This window comes from Cupriavidus sp. FW306-01-F10A (assembly GCF_058782785.1).
The window spans coordinates 345,070-364,684 of record NZ_JBYSYA010000003.1 but is presented as its reverse complement, the minus strand read 5'-3'; the positions used below and the strand labels follow the sequence as shown (position 1 = coordinate 364,684).

The window sequence follows — 19,615 nt, the reverse complement described above, 5'->3', positions numbered from 1 at the left end:
TGCAGCTTCCGTATCAGTGTCCGAGGATGCGGTCGATGCTGGCCGCCGCGTCATAGGTGCGGGCCAGCACGTCCAGGTAGCGGATGCGCGCCTGGAACAGCGTGCGCTGGGCATCCAGCACATCGAGGAAATTGAATTTGCCGGCCTCGAACCCGCGCGAGGCGGCGGCATAGGCCTGCTCCGCCGCGGGCAGCACCGAGGCCTGCAGCGTCTGCGCCGCGGCGCGCGATACCGACAGCTGCGTCGAGGCCTGCTGCAGCTCACCGACCAGGCGGATGCGCGTGGCCGCGTGCGTGTCCTGCGCCTTGTCGGCGCGGCGCAATGCGGCGTAGAGGTTGCCCTGGTTGCGGTCAAACAGCGGCAGCGGGATCGCCACGCCCAGCACGGCCATATTGCGGTTGGCCTCGTTGTCGCGCTTGGCGCCCAGGCTCACGGTCACGTCGGGGTACTGGCGGCTGCGCGCCACGGCGACTTCGGCGCGGCTGCGCTCGGCCAGGAGGCGGCTTGCCGCCAGCTGCGGCGAGTCTTCCAGCGCCGCTTGCAGCGCTGCCGGCGCGGGGCGCGAGGGCAGTGCATCAAGGTCGCCCTGCGCCTGCGCAAAGTGCGGCACGGCATTGCCCCACAGCGCGGCCAGCGACTGCCGTGCGGATTGCAGCGCGCCGGTGGCCTCGGCCAGTTCCAGCTCGGCATTGGCCTGTTCGACCCTGGCGCGCGCTTCTTCCAGCGGCGCGACCTTGCCGGCGGCCACGCGCCGCCCGGCCGCCGCGGCCGCCTTGCTGGCGATGCCGACCGAGCCTTCGGCGAGCTTGACGCGCTCCTGCGCCACCAGCACGCCAAAGAAGCGCGCGATCACCGCGGCGCGCAGCTCGGCGCGTGCGCCGCCCAGCTCGGCCTGCGCCAGTTCGCGCCCGCGCTCGGCCACGCCGATGCGCGCGGCGCGCTTGCCGCCGAGTTCGATCGGCAGGTTGATCTGGCCGGTGGTGGAGCGCGTGGCCTTGCGCGTGTCTTCCATCGACACGGCCAGTTCGGGATTGGGCAGCACGCGCGCCTGCGTGACATCGCCCTCGGTGGCGTCAAGCTCCTTGCCCGCCGCGGACAGCACGAAGTTGCCGGCTTCGGCCAGCGCCAGCGCGGCGTCGAGCGTGAGCGTGCCGGCAGGCTCTTGGCCCGGGGCCGGCGAGGATGCCGATGGCTGCGCCATGGCAGGGGGCGGCGTCTGCGCGACGCCATGGATCGGGCTGGATAGGACGGCCGCCAGCCCAAGCGGCAGCAAAAGTCTTCGCATCGAATTGCACCAGGAAAGAAACCGGGAGAATTCGGCGAGACGCCTGACGTCAGGGACTCAGGAAGACCAGGAAATGGAAGCGTCGTCTCGCCGGCTAGGCAAGACGCGGCCACTGGGGACGGTCTGGCGCCCGCGCACTGTGCGAAGAGAAGCTGGGCTGCGGCGCCGGTGGCGCCAGTTCCACCCGGCGCATGGCGTGCACGTCGGGCGCGTCGGCCCGTGCAAACGGCAGCGAAGCGATATGGCAGACGCCGCAGTCGGGATCGGGCTGGCCGAGCTTGGCCTTGTCCTGGGCCTTCTGCGCGGGCTGGTCCTGCTTGCCGCTGTCGGCCTTGTGCTGGTGCTCGTGGTGCCCGAAATGGGCCTTGGCCGAAGCCGCCACCTCATGCCGGCAATACGCGGCGGCTCCCGCCCAGGCGAACTGGAGCGGCAGGACGAGCGCAAGAAGGATGAGGATGAGCCGTTGCATAGGGGAAGTGGCAGTTGCCCTGGGCGCCTGGCATCAGGCGACGGGGGATTGCAGCGAGCCGCAAGTTTAACCGAGCCGCGACGGGCATTCCGGCGACGGGGTCATTACATTTGCGTCATGCCACGGGTGGTTTCCGCCCTCGCCCGTTAATTCAATTTTTTTGAATAACTTGTCCGGCAACTGGCCTGCTTCCGTGTCGATGGCGCTCCTATAGTTCTGTACATGAACGGCACGCACACAACGCAAAGCCTTCTGACAAATTCAACGAGCTTAAGGAGAACCATCATGACCAAGACCACCCGCCTCGCTACCGCCCTGCTCCTGTCGCTGGCCGCCCTGGGCGCCGCGCAAGCCGCCACCGCCGCCGAGCAACTGCCCGGCGACAAGTACGGCTACAGCTTCCGCAGCACCGTGCCCGGCGACAAGTATGGTTATGAGTTCCGCAGCCATGATGTGTTCACGGAAGGCGCCCGCGCCGGCAAGGCCGATCCGTTTGTCGACGGCGCCCGCACGGTGGCCGGGCTGGACCGCAGCGGCGTGTCGACCGCCCCCGCGCGCAGCTTCGACACCTATACCGAAGGCAGCCGCGCTGGCCGCTTCGACCCCTACGGGGAAGGCGCTCGCGCCTGAGCGATGCCGGCACCCAGCCAGCAAGAAGGCCAGCGGCTCCGCTGGCCTTTTGTCATTCGTCGCGCCCGAGCCTGTGCATGGCCTCGCGCAGGGTCCGCATCTGGGCGCTGAAGCTGGTGCAGGCGTCGCAGATCGCCAGGTGGGCGCGCATGCGCAGCCGCTCGCCCCATGACAGCGGCCGGTCCAGGCCCTTCATGGTGAGGTGGTGGACCTCTTCGCAGTTCGGCAGCAGGCGGCGGGAGGGGCGCGGATCTGGCATGTAGGTCAGGGACTTGTCCGTTGCATGGGCGGTATGAGGCTCAACTGGCTTTGCCCGGCCGGCCGCGCTGGCCGAACCAGTGCAGTTCCAGGCATTCGCGCAGGCGCATGCGGGCGCGGTACAGCATCGCCCAGGCATTGGTCGCGCTGATCTGCAAATGCTGACAGATTTCTTCGGTGTCCAGCTCCAGCCACTCACGCATCATGAAGATCCGGCCGGTGCGCTCCGGCAGGCGGTCAACGCAAAGCTGCAGGATCTCGAAGAACTCGCGGCGCTCAAAGGCGCGTTCCGGGTTGCCCCAGTCGGACGGCGGGTCCTGGTAGTGGCCGTTGCGCGTGAACAGCGCGTCGAAGGCGTCGTCGTCGGATTGCGGCTGGCCCTCGGCATCGGTGGCCAGCGCCAGCCTGACCTCGCGCTTGCCGCTGCGCAGGATGTCGATGATCTTGTGCTTGAGGATGCCAACCAGGTAGGTGCGCAGCGTTGACTGGCCGGCGAAGCGCTCAGGGTGCTCCAGCGCCGCCAGCAGCGTTTCCGAGACGGCATCCTCGGCCAGCGCCTCATCGCGCAGCTGCAGGCGGGCAAAGCGCAGCAGGTAGGGGCGTATGGCCTGGAGTTCGGCGGGGTCGAGGCTCATCGGGGATCGGGGCGCGGTTGCCTGGACGGATGCCCCATGATACCCGCGCGCCGGCGCCTTACCCTATCCCGCGGAACTGCCCGCACAGCCGGAACACGTCTTCCGACAGCGGGATCCCCTTGGCCTTGCCGTAGCGCGTCGCCAGCTTCAGCAGCTCCTTGATGTCGCGCCCGCTCGCCTTGGGGTAGGCGGCGGTCAGCGCATCGATCAGCCCGTCGCCCAGGTCCGCGCCGAACTGCCCGGCCTGCAGGCGCCACAGGCGCATGGCGTCTTGCTTGCACGGCGTTTCGTAATGGATGGTGGCGATACAGCGCGACAGGATGGCATCGTCGACGTCGCCGATGCGGTTGGTGGTCATGAACAGCAGGCCGTTGAAGTACTCCAGCGTGCGCAGGAATTCCGCGACGATGGCGTTGTGCTCCAGGTCGTTGTCGCGGCAGCGGATATAGACGTCTGCCTCGTCCAGCAGCAGGATCGCGTTCCAGCGCATGGCGCGGCGCAGGATCGTCATCAGCGTGGCACCGACCGACGCGGCGGTGGTGCCCAGCTGCCCGGAGTGCACGCGGTAGAGCGGCTTGCCCACCACCTCGGCGTAGACCTCCGCGGTCAGCGTCTTGCCGAGGCCTGGCGCGCCCTGGCACAGGATGGTGGTGCCGCCCGACTTGCCGGGCACGAAATCCGGCACCAGCATGTCCATGTGCGAGGTCAGGATATCGATCAGGTCGCGGTGATGCGCGGGCAGGACGAGCTTGTCACGCAGGGCGGGCTGGTAGCGATACTCGGACAGGTGCTGCACATGCACCCAGATATTGCGATGCCATTCCAGGTGGAACAGGTGCACGTAGCAATGCAGCGGCACGCGCTCAAAGCCCTCCATGACCCCGGCATCGCGCCAGAACGCCGGGTCGCAGGTCATCTCGAAGCGGCGCTCCAGCCGCTCCTCATCATTCACGCAGCGCGCGCCCGTGGCGTCGGCGATCGGCGTCAGCTCGGCGGGTCCCTTGGCATCGAGCGAGAACGCCGCGCGGGTGGCGACGAACTGCGCGCCGAAGCGGCGCTGGTAGCGCACGAAGCGCTGCGCATGCTGCTCGTATTCGTGCCGGAATTCCGCGCACTCCTTGTAGAAGCCGAACTCGGCCAGCAACTCCGGGATGGTGCGGTTGGCGATGTCGTCGTGGGTAATCACCATCGACGTGGTCATGCCGGAGCGGCGCAGGTGGTGGTCGGTCAGCGTGGAGTTGGCCGACTGCATGGTGTTGGCCAGCATGTCCACCACCACATAATGCATGCCCTGCTCGGGCGACACATAGCGCATCCGGCGCACCAGCCACGGCAGCAGCACGCCGTCGCGGCTGCGCTGGTACAGCCAGCCGTCGATGGCATCGCGCGACAGGTAGGCGGCCAGCCCCGCCACCAGCTGGTCCAGCCCCGGAATCAAGCGCGCCTGCGGTGCGTTGTAAACATTGTCCAGCGCCAGCATCTGGAACATCAGCGCGCGCTCGTTTTGCGTCTTGCTCAGCGTGTAGAGCGAGTTCAGCGACTGCGCGTCGAACAGCTTGCTCGACACCAGCATATTGCCGTGGCAGACGCCGTGCTCCTGCAGCTGCCGCGCCAGCGGCGACCCGGTTTCGATCATCGCCAGCAGGGGATGGATCAGCGCCTCCGGAATCTCGAAATCCATGTACCGCACTCCCGTTGAATGGCATGGCCGCGCCGGCCAGCGGCCGGGGTTTCACTGCAGGAAGAAATCGATCGCGCGCTCGACCACGGGCGGATGGATGACATGCAGGCCATCGAACTCCACGTATTGCACGTCGTAGCCCGCGGCCTTCAGCCTGGCCGCATGGGCGCGGCCGCTGGTGGCGACCGGCAGTTGCTCGTCGGCCAGCCCGTGCGCGACAAACACTCTGGGCGCGCCCTCCTGCATGAACACCGACATGAAGCCGCCGGAGAACGCAATCACATGGCTGGCAATGTCGCCGTTGGTGATGCCGACCGAGAGCGCGTAGCTGGCCCCGTCCGAGAAGCCGGCAAAGGCAAGCCGGCCCGGGTCGACCCGGTAGCGCGAAGTCACCGCGGTCAGCGCCTGGTGCAGCCGCTGCAGGTCGGGGCCGTTGCCGCCGATCACGATGTCCCAGGTCGGGAAGAGCGAATGCGGCGCCAGCACCAGGAACTTGTGGCGCTGCGCATGCGGTTCGATATGCGGCAGCACCTTTTCCGGAAACCCGCCCGCGCCGTGGAATATCACCAGCAGCGGCACCGGCCCGCGGTCCGGCAGGCCGTCCGGAACGAACAGCACGGCATCGCGCTCCGCAGCCACGCCGAGCGGGTTACGCCCGGGTGGCAGCGGGCCGTCGACGGGATCAGCGTGGGTGAACGACAAGCGACCGAACAGCGAGGGATCGAGCATGGCGGCAGGAGACGTTATACACACTTAATATATTGTATATCACATATCTAAGTGTGGCGATGGGCTCCGGACGACCGACAGCGAGCTCCCTCTCACGCTTGCGGGAGAGGGATCAAACCTGCACCTGCCCTAATCCTGGTTCTCCAGCAGCGAGAAATACCGCCCGATATCCCCATCCTCGCGCAGGATGTCCTGCATCAGGTCCGCCAGCGGCATCTGCCCCCAGCGCACCGCGCGCCGCAGCAGGTAAGGCGTGGGGCTGTGCGGCTCATGGCGCGCCAGGTAGTCGGCCACGTCGCGGATCAACTGGTAGGCGTGAGCACGGTTCTCGATGCGGCCGTGCGCCAGCATGACGGTCTGCCCCGGTCCCGCGGCCGGCAAGACCGGCAGCGGCTCGGGATCGTCCACGCGATCGTTGCTACCGGCCGGTTCGCCTCTGTGGGCGCTGCCCGCTGCGTCGCCGCGCAGCGCGGCCACCGCCCGCACCAGCCGCGCCAGCGTGTCCGACACGCGCGCCAGGCTCGGCGCTTGCGCCCCCAGCAGCGCGTCGATGCGCCGGTCAAAACCAGCCCATTCGGCGCTGGCACCGTGCAGGTCGCGCCACAACGCATCCAGCCGGGTCCGGTCGGGCGCGTGATGCGCGCGCTGCAGCAGCGCCTCGCGGCCCAGGCTGTCGTCGTCATCGACCGGCGCCAGGCTGCGTTCCCACAGGTCCAGCGTGATGTGCAGGGGTTTCTCGTCGGCCAGCGACAACAGCGGGACATGCAACGCCAGCACCGCCGGCAAGGTCTCGTTGAGCCATGCGATCGGGGCGCAGCGTGCCTCCGCATCGTCGGCTTCCATGCGCGGCCAGGCGCTATCCCAATACGCGTCCGCCAACGCCCCCAGCAAGCGCACCCCGGCGCAAAAGCCGGCCGCGCCGTGCAGATGGGTCCACGCCTCGCACAGCCATGCCGCCAGCTGGAAGTCCTTGCTGCGCGTGGCCAGCGCCTCGCTGGCGAGCGCGGCCACGCGTTTCCAGTCAGCCTTGACCAGCGGGCGCTCCCATTCCCGCATCGGCAAGGACTCGTCGTCGTGCTGGCGCGCTTCGGCGATGGCGCGATAGACCGGCTCGTAGCGCAGCGAAGCGCCCGCGGGATCGTCGCCCGGCACCGGCGCAAGCAGTGCCTGCGCGTCCGGGATGCGGTCTTGCGTTGGCGTCGTCATAGGTTGGTCCATTCAGGAGCCCGGGTGGGAAAGCTTTGCGGCCACGGCAGCGGCATCTTCCTGCCCGCGGCCGTCAGCACCAGGCGCAGGAACACGCGGCCGCGCACCGGCCTGGGCGCCGCCGTGAGATCCGGCGCGGCGCTGCCCAGCGGAAAGTCGAAGCGCAGCAGTTGCGCCGTGCCGTCGGCGCGTCCGCCCGGATCCGCGATGCGATGGCGCGCAATGAACGACAGCAGCGACCACGGGTCGGCAAAGCGCCAGGTCATGGTCTTGCCGTCGGCGGCCAGCGCGCGCTGTTCGGCGTCAGGCAACGCGACCATCGGTGAGTCCTTGGCAAAGCGCAGCGTCAGCGTCACCGGACTGCCGTAGTCCCAGTGCAGCGAGCGCGGCGCATCGCGCATCGACAGGCTCTGCGCGCCGAGCGTCAGGGTCCAGTCGATGATCTGGTTGCCGGCCAGTTCCGCGCCACGGTTGACGCGGAACTCCGCGCTCACGTCATAGCCCGCCGGCGCGCCCTCCTCGACCGGATACAGTGGCGCGAGCAGGGTCCTGACCTGGTCGAAGCTGTCGATGAACTGGTGCACCGGCACGCCGGACGCGATATTCCTGAGCGGCCCGTCGCCACGCGCGGCCCGGTACGTCGCCGAGAGCGGTTCATAGCGCTTGAGCACGCGGCCAAGCTCGGCATAGTCCGCCGTGCGCACCTCGCCGGCGTTGGCGCCGCCGCCAAACGGCGCACGCCCGGCCAGCCGTTCATTGAACGTGGCCGAGAACCCGTCCCACTGCCGCTGCAGGTCGGCAAAGTAGCCTTGCGCACAGCGCGCGAGCAGGCCGTCGTACAGGCGCACGTGCAGCGCGGCAAAGTAGTCATCCCCGCCGGCCGGCCGCGCCGCAAAGCGCGCCAGGCACACGCCCTGGCCGGACTCGGCCGCCGCGGCCTGCACGAACTGCTCCAGCATCAGCAGCCGGCTGTTCGGGTTCTTGAGCCGATAGCGTTCCAGGTCGCGGTTCAGCGCCTGCCAGCGCAATGCCAGGCCGGAGCCGGCGTCGGCGGGCGAGAGCGCGGCAAGATACACCGCGGCCTCGCGGCCCAGCGCCTGCGCACGCGCCGACTGCTGGTCCAGGTACGGCCCCAGCGCCGCCGCGTCGTTCAGCCCGAACGCCGTCAGCAGCGGCGCGCGCGGCGCACGGGCCCCGTCGCCGGCGCTGCCCTGCCGGATCGCGTACAGCTCGGACTGCTGCAGGAGCTCGTCCACCGCGCGCAGCCGTGCCAGCGCATCGCGCGAAACCAGCGCATCGAGATCATCCACGCGCGACATGGCATGCATCTCGCCCAGCATGGTCTTGATGCGCGCGATCCGGCCCAGTGCAGCCTCGAAGCCGGCGCTGCCGCCATCGGCCTGCAGCGGCGCCAGGATTGCCGCGGTCGCGACCTGGTCGGTCACCAGCCGCGCAAACTGCTGGTCCACGCTTTGCGCAATCGCATCGCGCCAGGGGCCTGGCAGGCCCGTCAGCCCCTCGTCAAGAAAGCGCTTGCGCATGTCGCCCAGGGCGATGGCCTGGTCAAGCTGCTGGCGATCCCACAGCACCGCCGACCCGGCCGGCACCGACGGCAGCGCCAGGTCGCGCGGCGGCGCCATGAACGGCTGGTTCAGCAGGGCGGCGAGCCGGTCGCGCAAGGCCAGCCGCTCGGGCGTGACCACGAAGCGGCCGTCCTTGTCCTGCCACGCGATCCCGCTGTCGGGTCCGCTGAAGCGCTGCGCCAGCTCGCCGGTGAAGGCCTGGAAGCCGCTTTCAGCGCGTGCGCGCGCGGCGGCCACCAGGTCTTCGCCGAGCAGCCGGTTCTGCGCGGCCTGCGCCAGCGTGCGCGCGTAGACGGTGCCCGCGGCGAACTGGGGCTGCCTGATCCAGCCGCCCTTGCCGGACGCCAGCAGTTCCTGCTGCGTGCCGATCGCCGCGACAATGCCGCGGTAGTCGGCCAGGACCCGGTTGACGCCACTGCCGGCATTGGCCCCGCCGGCCAGTTCATCGAGGCTGGACCTGACGGCGCGCTCGGCCACCAGCAGCGGGTTGTTGTTGAAGAGCCGCTCGTCGAGCTGGCGCGCGCCCTTGTCGAAGGTGCAGCGCAAGGGCGGCACCAGCGCGGTCAGTGCCCTGCCGCCGGTTGCCAGGCTTGCGGCACCACGCCCCTTGCCAGGGTCGCGCTGGAAATACGGCAGGCTGCCCGAGACCTCGCCCTGCAACTCCGCCCCCAGCGCATAGCGCACCACCAGCCGCAGCGCATCGGCGTTGCCAGGCTGCGGCGTTTCCAGCCGGTGCAGCGCTTGCAGCGCAGCGTCGAACTGGTCGACCGCGGCAACGTACTGCTGCAGCGCGCGCATCTCCGGCATGTCTTCCAGCGCCAGGCTGCGTGGCGGCAGGGCCTCGCCCCGTGCGCCCGGCGGCGCCAGGCAGCTGTCGCCGATAATCAGCTGGCCGGTGCTCGGGTCGCGCCCCACGCCTGTCAGCGTGTCGACGCGTGCCAGCAGTTCGCGATCGATGGTGTCGAGCGCGATCTCGCCGAAGGCGCGCTGGAAGCGATCGTGCACGCGGCCGTCCAGGTCGTCGATAAAGGCCCACGAGCCCGGCATGAACCAGGACGAGACCGACTGCGCGCTCAGGCGCTGGTTCATCGCGATCAGCCCCAACGCCTGGCGCCGGTACCAGTCCGGCGGCAGGTCCTGGCCGCGCTGCGCGGCCAGCGCGCGCTGCTGCGCGCCGGCACGCAGTTCGCCAAGCGCGGCCAGCAGTTCGGTATGGCGATGTCCCATCTGCCATGCCGCGACCAGCAGTCCCCCGCCCCACGCGCACAGCACGGCCATGCCGCCCCAGCGCAGCGCACGGTGTACCAGCGGCCGCGCCAGCTGCTGCGAGCGCGATGGCCGCGTCAGCCCGTACTCAAGGAAGATCTTCTTCTCGAACAGGTCGCGCAGGAACGCCGGTTGCCGCATCAGCTCGTTGAGCAGGTCGGCGGACGAGCTGGCACTGGCTGCCGGCGCCAGCTCCGGCGCATGCGCATCCTCTGGCGCCAGTGCGTCAGGCTGCGCCGCACGCAGGCGCGGCGCGGCGAAGGCCGGCGCATGCGCCGCCAGCTCGCCGCTGTCGCCGGTCAGGTAGACGCCGCGCAGATAGAAGGGCTCGTGATAGGCGCTGGGCCGCAGCAGTTCGTCGACATAGCGCGTGAGCTGCCCGCGCATGGCTTCGATGCGCGCCGGCAGCAGCAGCGACTGGCAGGCATCCACCTCCTGCGCCCCTATCGCCAGCAGCTCGGCCACACCGTCCGACACCGCGCGCACCACGCCCGACATGGCGGCATCGATCCAGCCCGACTGGTAGGTGGCCGACAGGTCGTACGGCGAGGACCAGCCCAGCATGCCGGCGCGCATCGGCTCTGGCAGCGCGCGCGCAAAGTGCGCGAAGCCCGGCAGCGACTCACAGCCCGTCACCACCACATAGACCGCGAAACGCACCGCAAAGCGGTTCTGCGCCAGCCATAGCCGCCGGTGGGCCAGCTTGGCCCGGCGCACCAGCTCAAGCTGTGCGTCGGTGTCGTCGGCCAGCAGCATCGCCGCCGGCACCGTCACCACCACGCTGTCGAAGGGCCGTTGCGGGCGATAGCCGCGGCACAGGCCGAGGAACTCGTCCCAGGGCTTTTCATCGGTATCGTCGTCAGGCGAGCCCAGATAGGCCGCATTGATGTCGATGACCACGCCGCGGTCAAAGAAGTGCCATGAAATCCCCTGCGTGGCGGCCGCATTGGCAGCGTCGGAGCTCAGCACGCTGGCCACGCCGGACTGCGCGATCGGCAGCGGCCGCGCATCCTCGCCCTCATTCAGGACCAGGATCCACGGAATGTTGTAGCGCTCGGCGCGCGAGGCGATATTGCCCTCGACCAGCTCGATCGCCTGGCGGAACGCGGTGCGCAGCGAATCGGTGCGCAGGCGCACGATCTTGCGCTCGGCCGCCGGCTTGGCGCGGGCCCGCTGCGCAGCGAAATACAGCACCGCGCCGAGCACGGCCAGCGCCACCAGCGTCAGCACGCCGATCGAAATCAGAAACAGGTTGCTGGTCAGCATGCGCCTGCCTCCCGGGCGCGGATGGGCTGCCGGCGCGTCATGGCGTGCCTCCGGCCACGGTATCGGCTCGCAGCGCTTCGCGCACCGGCCAGGATTGCCACAGCCACGTCACCTCGGACAGCGCCAGCAGGGTAGCCAGGCCCAGCAGGAACACCACGGTCCAGCGCGTCATCGTGGGCAGCTTGCGCGGCGCGATATGCGAGAGCGTGTGGGCGTAGGCGGGCTCGCTGAGCACGCGCTCGCGTCCGCCCAGGTCTGGCCGGCGTTGGTAGATGAACTCATACAGTTCCTCGCGCAGGCTGCGCAGCCGCGCTTCGGCATCGGCGCCGCGAAAGCGCCCCTGGAAACCAAGCCCGAGCGTGAACAGGTACAGCCGTGCCAGGTTGCGGCGCGACGGCTCGCGGTCCAGCAGCAGCTGCTCGATACGGCGAAACACCTGGTCGCCGGCCACGTTGGTGCGAAACAGCGTCGATTCGAGCAGATGCCCGTGCCACGCGGCGCGGCCGGCCCAATCGGCGTTCAACAAGATTTCATCGGCGAGCACCGCCTTCAGGTAGCGGGCATCGGCCACGTCCTCCATCTCGAAGCGCGAGCTGTCGCGCCGCGATTGCAGGGTCTGCACTTCCAGCAGGTTCAGCAGCTGGCGGTTCATGCCTTGCGCGGCAGCTTCGCCGCTGAGGTCGGGTTGTTCGGAGAACCGCTCCTGCAGCTTGACGAGTTCATCCAGGAACGCCCGGAACTGCCCGGTGGCAAGATCGTCTTCCTCGGTTTCCGGTCGGTAGCGCGCCATAGTCTGTTTGCCTTGATAGTCTGCCGTCAGCCCTTGACGAACAGCAGCATTTCCTGCGGCCGCTGCACGCTGGCGCCTTCATTGGGATTGCCAATCACCATCGCCTCGCTGGCATGGACCAGCGCGGGATCGGCTTCGATCTCGAACAACAGGTAACCCGAGCCGGAACGCACCCCAAGGTCCTCGGCATGCTCGACCACACGGCGCACCGCGCCCAGTACGCGCCGCGTGCGCAGCGACGGGTAGACCGACTGCGAGCCCACCACAGCGCCCGACATCCACGCCAGCAGGTCGCGCTCTGATTGCCCGCGCAGGCCCACCACCAGGCGCTCGCCGATCCAGTCCGGCTGCAGCACGATGTCGAACGCGCCGTGGCGGAACTCGAACTTGTGCTCGCGGTACTCTTCGCTGACCTCGGCCAGGGTCTCGCGCAGCGCGCGCAGCAGCGGCGTGAACACGGCCATGGGGTCGGCGTGGTCATAGTCGTCCGGCACCGGCGGCAGGCCGCCCGGCTTGAGCAGGCTGAGCGAGCCCAGCACCGAGGCCAGCGCCAGGTAGAGTGCAAGCGGGTGCAGATGCGGCGTGCGCAACACCGCCTCCAGCAGCGGCAGCGCGCTGACCAGGCTGCGCAAGCGGTCCTTCAGTTCCAGCTGGGTCAGGCGGTCGTCCGCCCGGGACGACGGGATCGCGGTCTGCTTGGCCACGAACGCGGCCTTGCCGCGCAGCTGGGCCACCAGCGACGCCACCGCCGTCCACAGCGCGCTGCCGCATGCCACCTCCAGCAACGGCGGCAGGCGGTCGCCGAGCCGCACGATCTCGTTGTCCTTGTAGACCGCGCCCAGGCACAGCGACACATGGAGCGGCGACGGCCTGGCGCCGGCATCGAGTGCCAGGCCTGGCAGCAGGCGCGGGATGTCGGCGGGCGGCGCCTCGGACACTTCGTCCTCCACCGGGGCGCCCGCCACCGAGCGGAACCGCCGCACCTGCCCGTCCTTGCGGTTTGCGGCCGCCACCGGCAGGGTCAGGTAAAGCGCCAGCATGCCGCCGGCAAGCGCGTCGGCAAACGGTTCGAGCGCCAGCTCCAGCGGCGGCTGGCGGGCATCGTCGCGCGCGTAGGATACGGCCGTGCCGTCCGGCATGATGGCTTCGAGCTGCAGCACGCGCACCACGCCCGCCGGCAGCAGCCCGGCGTCGAACTCCAGCCGGCGCACGCCCCAGCCAAACGGTGCGGCCGCCAGCGTCTGCCACGCCACCAGCGAATCGAGCCGCCCGGCCAGCAGCTGGAGATGCTGGGGCGCCAGCAGCATGCCCTCATGCCATTCAACCCGATCGACCGGCAGCGCGCGCTCAGACATGGGGGGCTCCCGGGCCGTACGCGGCCGTGGCAGGAAAAAACAGGTTCATTTGGTCACAAGCACGGTAAAGGCGGCGCTGTCGAGCTGCACGGCAAGCGTGCCGTTGAATTGCTCGACGCGGGCGCGATGCGCGCCCGGCGCCTGGTAGTTGGCGAACACATAGGCCGCGGCGACGCGCGGCCCCTCCAGGTCTTCGGCCGGCACGTCCAGCCGCTGGCCGGGCACCAGTTCCCAACTGCGATAACGCAGCCCGCTCGGATAGGTGCTGCCCAGGTCGCTGCGCCCGGCAAACCACTTGGCCGCGGGCAGTTCTGCCAGCCGGGCCTGCAGGGCCTCGTCGCTGACCAGCACCACGTCGACGGCCACCGGGCTGTTGCCGTTGGCATCCGCCGCCGCCGTCAGCGTGACTTGCTTCCATTTGACCTTGTCCCCCTTGAAGCCCGGCCATGAAGAGGCCGCGCAGCCCCCGAGCAGGCCAGCGAGCGCAGCCGCCGCCAGCAGCGTGCCGGCGCGGCGCAGGAACAAGAGATGCACGGGCGTCGTCATCATCAGACTCCTTCGTGGTTGCGGATGCGGCATCATTTCGCACCCACCCCGATGCCCATCAGCACGATCAGCAGCGCGGCCAGCAGCGCGCTGGCGCTGGCCAGCGCCAGTTGCGCGCGCGTCAGCACCAGCCGCACCGCCGCGGCCTGTGCGGCGGGCAGCCGTGGGCCCGGCACGCCGGCGCGCCCATCCACGCCCTCCGTCCGCTGCGCCGCGACGCGCTCCATCGGCAGGCCCACCGACACCAGCGCAATCACCGCGCAGGTGCAGACCAGGCTCAAGGCATTGCGCGGGCCGTCGCAGATCGGGTCGATCGCCAGCAGCAACACCGCGGCTGCCTCCGCCGGCAACTGCAGCACCGAGAGCGCAACGCCCGCATAGGCGATCGTTCCCAGGCCGCCCTGCCCGGCCGAGAGCCAGGCCGCGATGGTGGCGGCCATCGCGATCCATGCCACGTCGCCGGCGCCCACGGGGCGCCCGTACAGGTTGGCGACGAACACCGTGACCAGCGCGAAGTACAGCGCCGAGCCCCCGCGCACGAACACCGCGCCCAGGGGCACCACCAGCTCCACCAGCCCGCGCGGAAAACCCAGCCGCGCGCTCATGGCCTCGATCGTGTGCGGGATCGGCGCGGTGGCACTGCCTGAGGCCAGGCCGACCAGCATGGAGCCATTCAGCTCGGTCACCACCTGCGAGAACGGCAGCCGCGCGCAGGCGGCAATCGCGGCCGCGGCCACGCCGCTGAGCAGCAGGCAGAGCATCAGGAACGTGACCAGCACCCCGGCCATCGCGCCCATGGTGGCGCGGTCGGCATGCATCGACAGATGGGCCGCAAGCCCGAATGCCAGCACCGGGATCAGCAAGTTGGCATGGGCGATGATCTGCTCGAAGGTGCGGTAGATCCCTTCGAACACATTGCTCAGCATGCCGGTCTGCTCGCGCGACAGCGCCGCGAAGGCAAGCCCGAACAGCAGCGTCCCGGTGAGCACGCCCAGCGTCTGGCCATGCGCCAGTGCGCGGTAGAAGTTGTCGGGAATGATGTCCCCGAGCGCGTGCGGCGGCTTGTCCGTATCCGCCTCGGCCCCGGCCTTGCCATGCAGGTCCACGCGCACCTCGCCGCCATCGGCCACGCCGCTGAGGATCAGCGCGCCAAGCTTTTCGCTGGCCCGGGCAGAGAGTTCCGCGCCCGGCGCGGCCAGCACCCCCGCCAGCGCGCCGGCCAGCGCGCACACCCCCACCACCCCGGCAGCCGTGCCGAAGATGGCGCCGAAACGCGCCCCGGCGCGCGGCAGCGCCAGCACCTGGCGCAGGCCGAAGAAGGTGGCCACCACCAGCAGCGGCACCGCGGCCATGTTCACCACCGACAGGTAGAGCTGTCCTACCAGCCATGCAAAGCGGCCCAGCGGCCCAGCCACCGTGCCGGCGAGCGCGCCCGCCACCAGGCACAAGAGCAGCCCGGGCACGCTGTGCGAGAGCCAGTTCAGGGCTTTCATGCGGCCTTGTTCCAGCCGCGCGCCAGCGCGAACGCCACTGTCGCCCGTGCCAGCTCGTTGGTGCTGTCGACCAGCATGAGCGGCGGCGCGGCCAGGCCGCGCGCCGCCACCGGGATTTCCGTGCAGCCCATGATCGCGGCGCCGACGCCGAGCGCCGCGAGCCGCGCCAGCGCGCTGCCGAGCGCCTCGCCGGCCTGGTCCAGGGCGCCGGCCTTGACCGCCCGGATGCAGGCATCGACCTGCAGCTGCACCGGCTCCGGCGGCACCACCGCCCCGATCCCGCGCGCGCCGAGCGCTTCCTGGTAGATGCCCGAGGCCAGCGCACCGCGCGTGGCCAGGATGGCCACGCTGCCGGTATCGGCAGGCAGGGCCGCCACGCAGGTCCGCGCGATATGCAGGATCGGCGCCGCGCTGTGCGCGCTCAGTTGCGCATACCAGTGGTGCGAGGTATTGCAGGGGATCACCACCAGCCCCACCTGGTTGCGGTTGAGCAGCTCGATGCCGCGCAGCAGGTAGGGCAGCGGCAAGGCATCGCCAGCCAGGATCGAGCGCGAGCGGTCCGGGGTCTGCGGCAGGTGCGCCACCACCATCGGCAGGTGGTCCTGGTCACGCGCGGCATCGGTGAGCCGCACCACGCGATCAAGGAAATCCACCGTCGCCAGCGGCCCCATGCCGCCCAGCACCCCGATCATGGTCATGCCAGTACTTCCGTTGTTCATATGAACCGACCCTAAAGCTTCAGCGGCCGCGGGCAGATCACCGACACCGCCGCGGTATTGCCGACCACCAGGATCAGCGTGCGCAGCATGTCGCAGACCGGGTCGACGGCAAGGAAAAGAATGAATGCGGCCTCGAACGGCAGGCCAAGATAGGCACAGGTCATGCCGACCAGCGAAACGATCACCAGGCCCGTCATGCCGGCCGAGGCAAAGCCCGCCAGCACCGAGGCCAGCAGCACCGTGGCGATATCGACCAGGCCCAGCGGGTGGCCGTAGAGCTGCGCGATGAACAGCGTGGCGCAGACGTAATAGACCATCGGCCCCACGCGCAGCAGCGAGATCGCCAGCGGCACCAGCAGTTCCACGCGCACCCGGGCAAAGCCGAGCCGGTCGACCAGGCACTCGATCATGCTGGGCATGCAGGCTGCGCTGTTGCGTGTGGCCAGCGCCAGCGCAAACGGCGAGCGCAGCGCGTCCAGCGTCGCGCCCAGGCTCTGGTTGGAGCGCTTCCAGATGATCCCGACCGCCAGCGCCAGCAGCAGCACCGACGCAATGGAGAACGCCAGCACGAACTGCATCATTGCCTGCAGCGGTTCCAGGCCGGACTTGCCCAGCTGCGCCGCGCTCATGCAGAACAGGATCACGGGCAGCGGATAGCTGAGCCAGTGCATCAGCTTCTGGCAGGCGTGGTAGACCGTCTCCAGCGACAGGCTCAGCCCGATCGAAATGCGCTCGGGCACGCGCCCCACGGCCAGGCCGAACATCAGCGCGAACACCAGGGCCTTGAGGGCGTCGCCATTGGCGAGCGCGGCAAAGATGTTGGTCGGGATCAGGCTGGTCAGGACTTCGGACAGGCTCAGCGACTTCTCCTGGATATCCTCGCCGTAGAGGTTCATCACCGTATCGCTGGACCTGGCATCGCTGCCCACCATCGCGCCGAAGGTCTCCATGGTGGCGCTCGACAGGTTGCTGCCCGGGCGCATCACGATCAGCACCAGTGCCGACACCAGCGCCACCAGCAGCGACGCGCCGACGAACACCGTCACCACGCGGATCATCAGCCGCGAGGCCCCGCCGTCGCGGAACAGCCGCTGCAGGCTGAAGATCACCGCCGATACCATGAACGGCAGCGTGGTCATCTTGAGCAGGTCCACGTAGACATCGCCCACCACGCCCAGATGCCGGGCCAGCGCGGGCCAGAGCAGCCCGGTGGCGCCGCCCAGCGCCAGGCTGCCGATCACCACCCACGGATTGAGGGCAATGGCGTAGAGCTTGCCGGCATCCAGCTTCATGGACGCTGCGCGCTGTGCCTGGGCTGCGCCCGGCTTCATGGCGGGCGCGCTCATCGCGTGGCCGCCTGCAGCACGTCCGCCACCTCGAGCCGCTTGGGCCGCTCGGCGAGGAACTGGTTGACAAAGCCCAGCAGCGCCGGCGCCGACACATTGACGGCGATGCCCAGCGTGTCCTCAAGATCCTGCAGCGTCACCACGCGCAGGCGCAGCGCCGCGGTCGGATCCGCCTTGAGCACGCGCTTGACCTCGAACTCGTCGCGGTACACCGCGGCGACGCGGCCGTCGTTCAGCGCCTTCAGGGCTTCATCCCAGGTTGGATAAGCCGTCACGTAGGCCTTGGGGAAATTGTTCACCACATACTCCGAGTACGACGAATTGCCGACCACGCCAATCGAGCTGTCATAGGCGCGGATCACCTCCGGCACCGGCCGGCCGCGTGCCATCTGAGCGAACTTGACGCGATTGAGCAGCAGCGCGCGGTTCAGCCGCAGGTAAGGTGTGCTGAAGCTGATGATCTGCATGCGCGGCAGCGTGCGCGACAGCTTGCTGATGGCCACGTCGGCCTGCCCCTGCGCCAGCAGCTTGACCACCCCGTCGAAGGTGGTGGCGTCGCGGTTGAAGCGCACCCGCACGTTGAGCTTGCGCGCAAGCTCGCGCGCGAGGTCGATATCGAGCCCGCTCAGCTCGCCGTTGCGCTCCTGGAAGAACGGGGGCTGGTCCACCTTCAGCACCGCGACCACCAGTTCCCCGCGGCTGGCGATGCGGGCGAACTCCGGCGCCATCAGGCGTCCGTCCGGCATCAGCACCAGTCCGTTCGGCGTGGTGACTGGCGCAGGGGCGCCTTCCGGCATCCCGCCCTGCACGGCAAACGATGCCGCCGGGTGGGCCGGTGCCGGCGTGTAGGTGGCCTGCGCATGGCCAGCGGCCGGCAGGGCAAGCGCGGCGCCCGCGAGGGCGCGCGCCAGCCAGCGCCACGCGCGTGTTGCCGCGCGGCGGGAATCAGGGACGGGAGTCAGCGACATGGCGTCAATCGGTTCATGTTTCAGGGAGTCGAGGGCGCGCCCGGAGCCGCGCCAAGGCCAGCGGCAATGGCGGGCGCCTGGGTGGCGGCGGGCTGCGTGGCAGTGGCCGGGGCCGCGGGCGCCACGGCCATGGGTGCGGTGTCCGCACGCTGGGGTACGCCAGGCCGCCCCAGGCGGGCGCCGATCTCCACGCCCATCAGGAACAGCAGCGCACACAGCAGCACCGCGCAGGTCACGGCGATGGTCACCATGCGCGAGCTCATCGAGAATACGTAGGTCATGCTTGCCTCGGCGGTCATCAGGGGGTCATCACGGTGGCCTGCGCCGGCGCGACGATCTGGATCACGCCGCCCCATGCGCACATCAGTTTCGAGCTGTCCTGCAGCGCCGGCGCGCCGCCGATCTGCACGGTCGGCGCGCCCGGCAGCCACGGCGCCGACGTCGCCGGCACGCACGGCATCGGTGTCAGCACGCCCTGCGCTGCGGCGGTGGCCGCGGCCACCTGCGGGTTGCCGAGGCAGTTGCACATGCCGAAGGGCGGGATATTCACCATCGGCAGGTGGTCCATCACGCTGGCCGCACCGCTGCCGGCCAGCACGCGGCCCAGCGGCAGCACGACCAGGCTGGACGGCGCCAGCCCGAAGCTGCACTGCATGGTCGCGCCCATGGTGACCTGCAAGGCCATGCCTAACCCCTCAGCCAGCGTTCGAGACGCTGTGCAAAGCCGGCGGGCATTGCCGCGCCATCGTCGCCATCGGCGGGTGCGATCGCCTGCCAGTCGCCCCGGGGCTTGCCGTCGGCATAGCTGCGCACTGCGATGACCTCGCCTTCCGGGTCGAACCTGCGCGCCATGCCGTGCAGCAGGTCGTTGCGGTACGGCAGCGACTGCGCCAGCGTGCCGCCAGCGCCGTACTCACGGGTCTCGCCCTCGAGCCTGCCGGCGCGGTAGCGGCTGCGGCGCACCACCGCGCCCTCATGCGCATAGACGGCCTCGTCCTCGAGCCGGCCCTGCCGGTAGACGCAGCGCGCGGTCACCTCGCCGGACGGCGCGTAGCACACGCTCTCTCCCGCGAGCTGCCCGTCGGCGTACAGCTGGCGCGTCTCCAGCCGGCCGTTGCGGTAGGTGGCGCTGATGCCGTGCAGGCGGCCGCCGGCATAATGCGCTTCGTATTCGAGGCTGCCATCGGCGGCATAGGCACGCAGCAGCCCCGCCAGTTCGCCATGCTCGTATTCCGCATCCAGGCGCAGCGAGCCATCCGGATGGAAGCACTCGAACCTGCCGTGGGGGCGCCCGCCGGCCAGCGGCACGCGCGACACCAGGCGGCCATCGCCGTCATAAGCTTCGGCCATGGCGGGTCCTGGATCGGGCGGCGTCGGGGCAGTTAAAGTC

At 69.7% G+C, this 19,615-nt stretch carries 19 protein-coding genes; 1 reads left to right on the top strand and 18 read right to left on the bottom strand.

Features of this window, described 5'->3' with window-relative positions:
- Positions 1 to 13: 13 nt before the first annotated feature.
- Positions 14 to 1,285 (bottom strand): TolC family protein, encoded by a 1,272-nt coding sequence (locus AC3WLF_RS07180; RefSeq protein ID WP_492355951.1) that lies wholly within the window; start codon positions 1,283 to 1,285, stop codon positions 14 to 16.
- 94 nt (positions 1,286 to 1,379) lie between these two features.
- Positions 1,380 to 1,754, bottom strand: a complete 375-nt coding sequence (czcI, locus tag AC3WLF_RS07175; RefSeq protein WP_492355950.1) for a cation efflux protein, CzcI family — start codon at positions 1,752 to 1,754, stop codon at positions 1,380 to 1,382.
- Positions 1,755 to 2,039: 285 nt separating this feature from the next.
- Here czcI and AC3WLF_RS07170 point away from each other — a divergent pair, with 285 nt between their 5' ends.
- Entirely contained in the window at positions 2,040 to 2,384 is a 345-nt protein-coding gene (locus AC3WLF_RS07170) for a hypothetical protein (protein WP_492350811.1), read from the top strand.
- A 52-nt stretch (positions 2,385 to 2,436) separates the two neighbouring features.
- On the opposite strand, the gene AC3WLF_RS07165 is transcribed toward AC3WLF_RS07170, so the two are convergent.
- The 16 genes from AC3WLF_RS07165 to AC3WLF_RS07090 all read right to left on the bottom strand — a co-directional run bounded on the left by AC3WLF_RS07165 (position 2,437) and on the right by AC3WLF_RS07090 (position 19,575).
- The gene (locus AC3WLF_RS07165) at positions 2,437 to 2,643 is read right to left on the bottom strand and encodes a zf-HC2 domain-containing protein (RefSeq protein WP_492318294.1); all 207 of its coding nucleotides are present in this window, start codon (positions 2,641 to 2,643) and stop codon (positions 2,437 to 2,439) included.
- A 40-nt stretch (positions 2,644 to 2,683) separates the two neighbouring features.
- Entirely contained in the window at positions 2,684 to 3,277 is a 594-nt protein-coding gene (locus tag AC3WLF_RS07160) for a sigma-70 family RNA polymerase sigma factor (protein ID WP_492355949.1), read from the bottom strand.
- Between the two features lie 58 nt (positions 3,278 to 3,335).
- Entirely contained in the window at positions 3,336 to 4,958 is a 1,623-nt protein-coding gene (locus AC3WLF_RS07155) for an AAA family ATPase (RefSeq protein ID WP_492318292.1), read from the bottom strand.
- 51 nt (positions 4,959 to 5,009) lie between these two features.
- On the bottom strand, positions 5,010 to 5,687 hold the full coding sequence (locus AC3WLF_RS07150) for an alpha/beta hydrolase (protein WP_492355948.1): 678 nt from the start codon (positions 5,685 to 5,687) through the stop codon (positions 5,010 to 5,012).
- 129 nt (positions 5,688 to 5,816) lie between these two features.
- Positions 5,817 to 6,893 carry a type VI secretion system protein TssA gene (gene tssA / locus AC3WLF_RS07145; RefSeq protein ID WP_492357998.1) on the bottom strand — a complete coding sequence of 359 codons (1,077 nt, stop codon included), beginning with the start codon at positions 6,891 to 6,893 and terminating at the stop codon, positions 5,817 to 5,819.
- Complete coding sequence (locus AC3WLF_RS07140; protein WP_492318289.1) at positions 6,890 to 11,008, bottom strand: type VI secretion protein IcmF/TssM N-terminal domain-containing protein; 4,119 nt, start codon at positions 11,006 to 11,008, stop codon at positions 6,890 to 6,892. The genes tssA and AC3WLF_RS07140 overlap by 4 nt, the downstream gene beginning before the upstream one ends.
- A gap of 37 nt (positions 11,009 to 11,045) precedes the next feature.
- Positions 11,046 to 11,798, bottom strand: coding sequence for a DotU family type IV/VI secretion system protein (locus AC3WLF_RS07135; protein WP_492350816.1), 753 nt, complete (start codon positions 11,796 to 11,798; stop codon positions 11,046 to 11,048).
- Positions 11,799 to 11,824: 26 nt separating this feature from the next.
- Positions 11,825 to 13,153, bottom strand: a complete 1,329-nt coding sequence (gene tssK, locus AC3WLF_RS07130) for a type VI secretion system baseplate subunit TssK (protein WP_492355945.1) — start codon at positions 13,151 to 13,153, stop codon at positions 11,825 to 11,827.
- A gap of 45 nt (positions 13,154 to 13,198) precedes the next feature.
- Positions 13,199 to 13,702 carry a hypothetical protein gene (locus AC3WLF_RS07125; RefSeq protein WP_492357997.1) on the bottom strand — a complete coding sequence of 168 codons (504 nt, stop codon included), beginning with the start codon at positions 13,700 to 13,702 and terminating at the stop codon, positions 13,199 to 13,201.
- A 29-nt stretch (positions 13,703 to 13,731) separates the two neighbouring features.
- Positions 13,732 to 15,192, bottom strand: coding sequence for a dicarboxylate/amino acid:cation symporter (locus AC3WLF_RS07120; RefSeq protein WP_492357996.1), 1,461 nt, complete (start codon positions 15,190 to 15,192; stop codon positions 13,732 to 13,734).
- Positions 15,189 to 15,890: a cysteate racemase gene (cuyB, locus tag AC3WLF_RS07115; protein WP_492318284.1), complete on the bottom strand. Its 702-nt coding sequence runs from the start codon at positions 15,888 to 15,890 to the stop codon at positions 15,189 to 15,191. Before cuyB ends, AC3WLF_RS07120 begins: the two co-directional genes overlap by 4 nt.
- 32 nt (positions 15,891 to 15,922) lie before the next feature.
- Positions 15,923 to 17,203 carry a dicarboxylate/amino acid:cation symporter gene (locus AC3WLF_RS07110; protein WP_369798934.1) on the bottom strand — a complete coding sequence of 427 codons (1,281 nt, stop codon included), beginning with the start codon at positions 17,201 to 17,203 and terminating at the stop codon, positions 15,923 to 15,925.
- Between the two features lie 50 nt (positions 17,204 to 17,253).
- Positions 17,254 to 18,225, bottom strand: a complete 972-nt coding sequence (locus tag AC3WLF_RS07105) for a substrate-binding periplasmic protein (RefSeq protein WP_492355944.1) — start codon at positions 18,223 to 18,225, stop codon at positions 17,254 to 17,256.
- Between the two features lie 20 nt (positions 18,226 to 18,245).
- A complete protein-coding gene (locus tag AC3WLF_RS07100) occupies positions 18,246 to 18,506 on the bottom strand; it encodes a hypothetical protein (protein WP_492318282.1) in 261 nt (86 codons plus the stop codon).
- Positions 18,507 to 18,523: 17 nt separating this feature from the next.
- Complete coding sequence (locus AC3WLF_RS07095; RefSeq protein WP_492318281.1) at positions 18,524 to 18,910, bottom strand: DUF4280 domain-containing protein; 387 nt, start codon at positions 18,908 to 18,910, stop codon at positions 18,524 to 18,526.
- 2 nt (positions 18,911 to 18,912) lie between these two features.
- Positions 18,913 to 19,575: a toxin-antitoxin system YwqK family antitoxin gene (locus AC3WLF_RS07090; RefSeq protein ID WP_492350820.1), complete on the bottom strand. Its 663-nt coding sequence runs from the start codon at positions 19,573 to 19,575 to the stop codon at positions 18,913 to 18,915.
- Between the last annotated feature and the right edge of the window lie 40 nt (positions 19,576 to 19,615).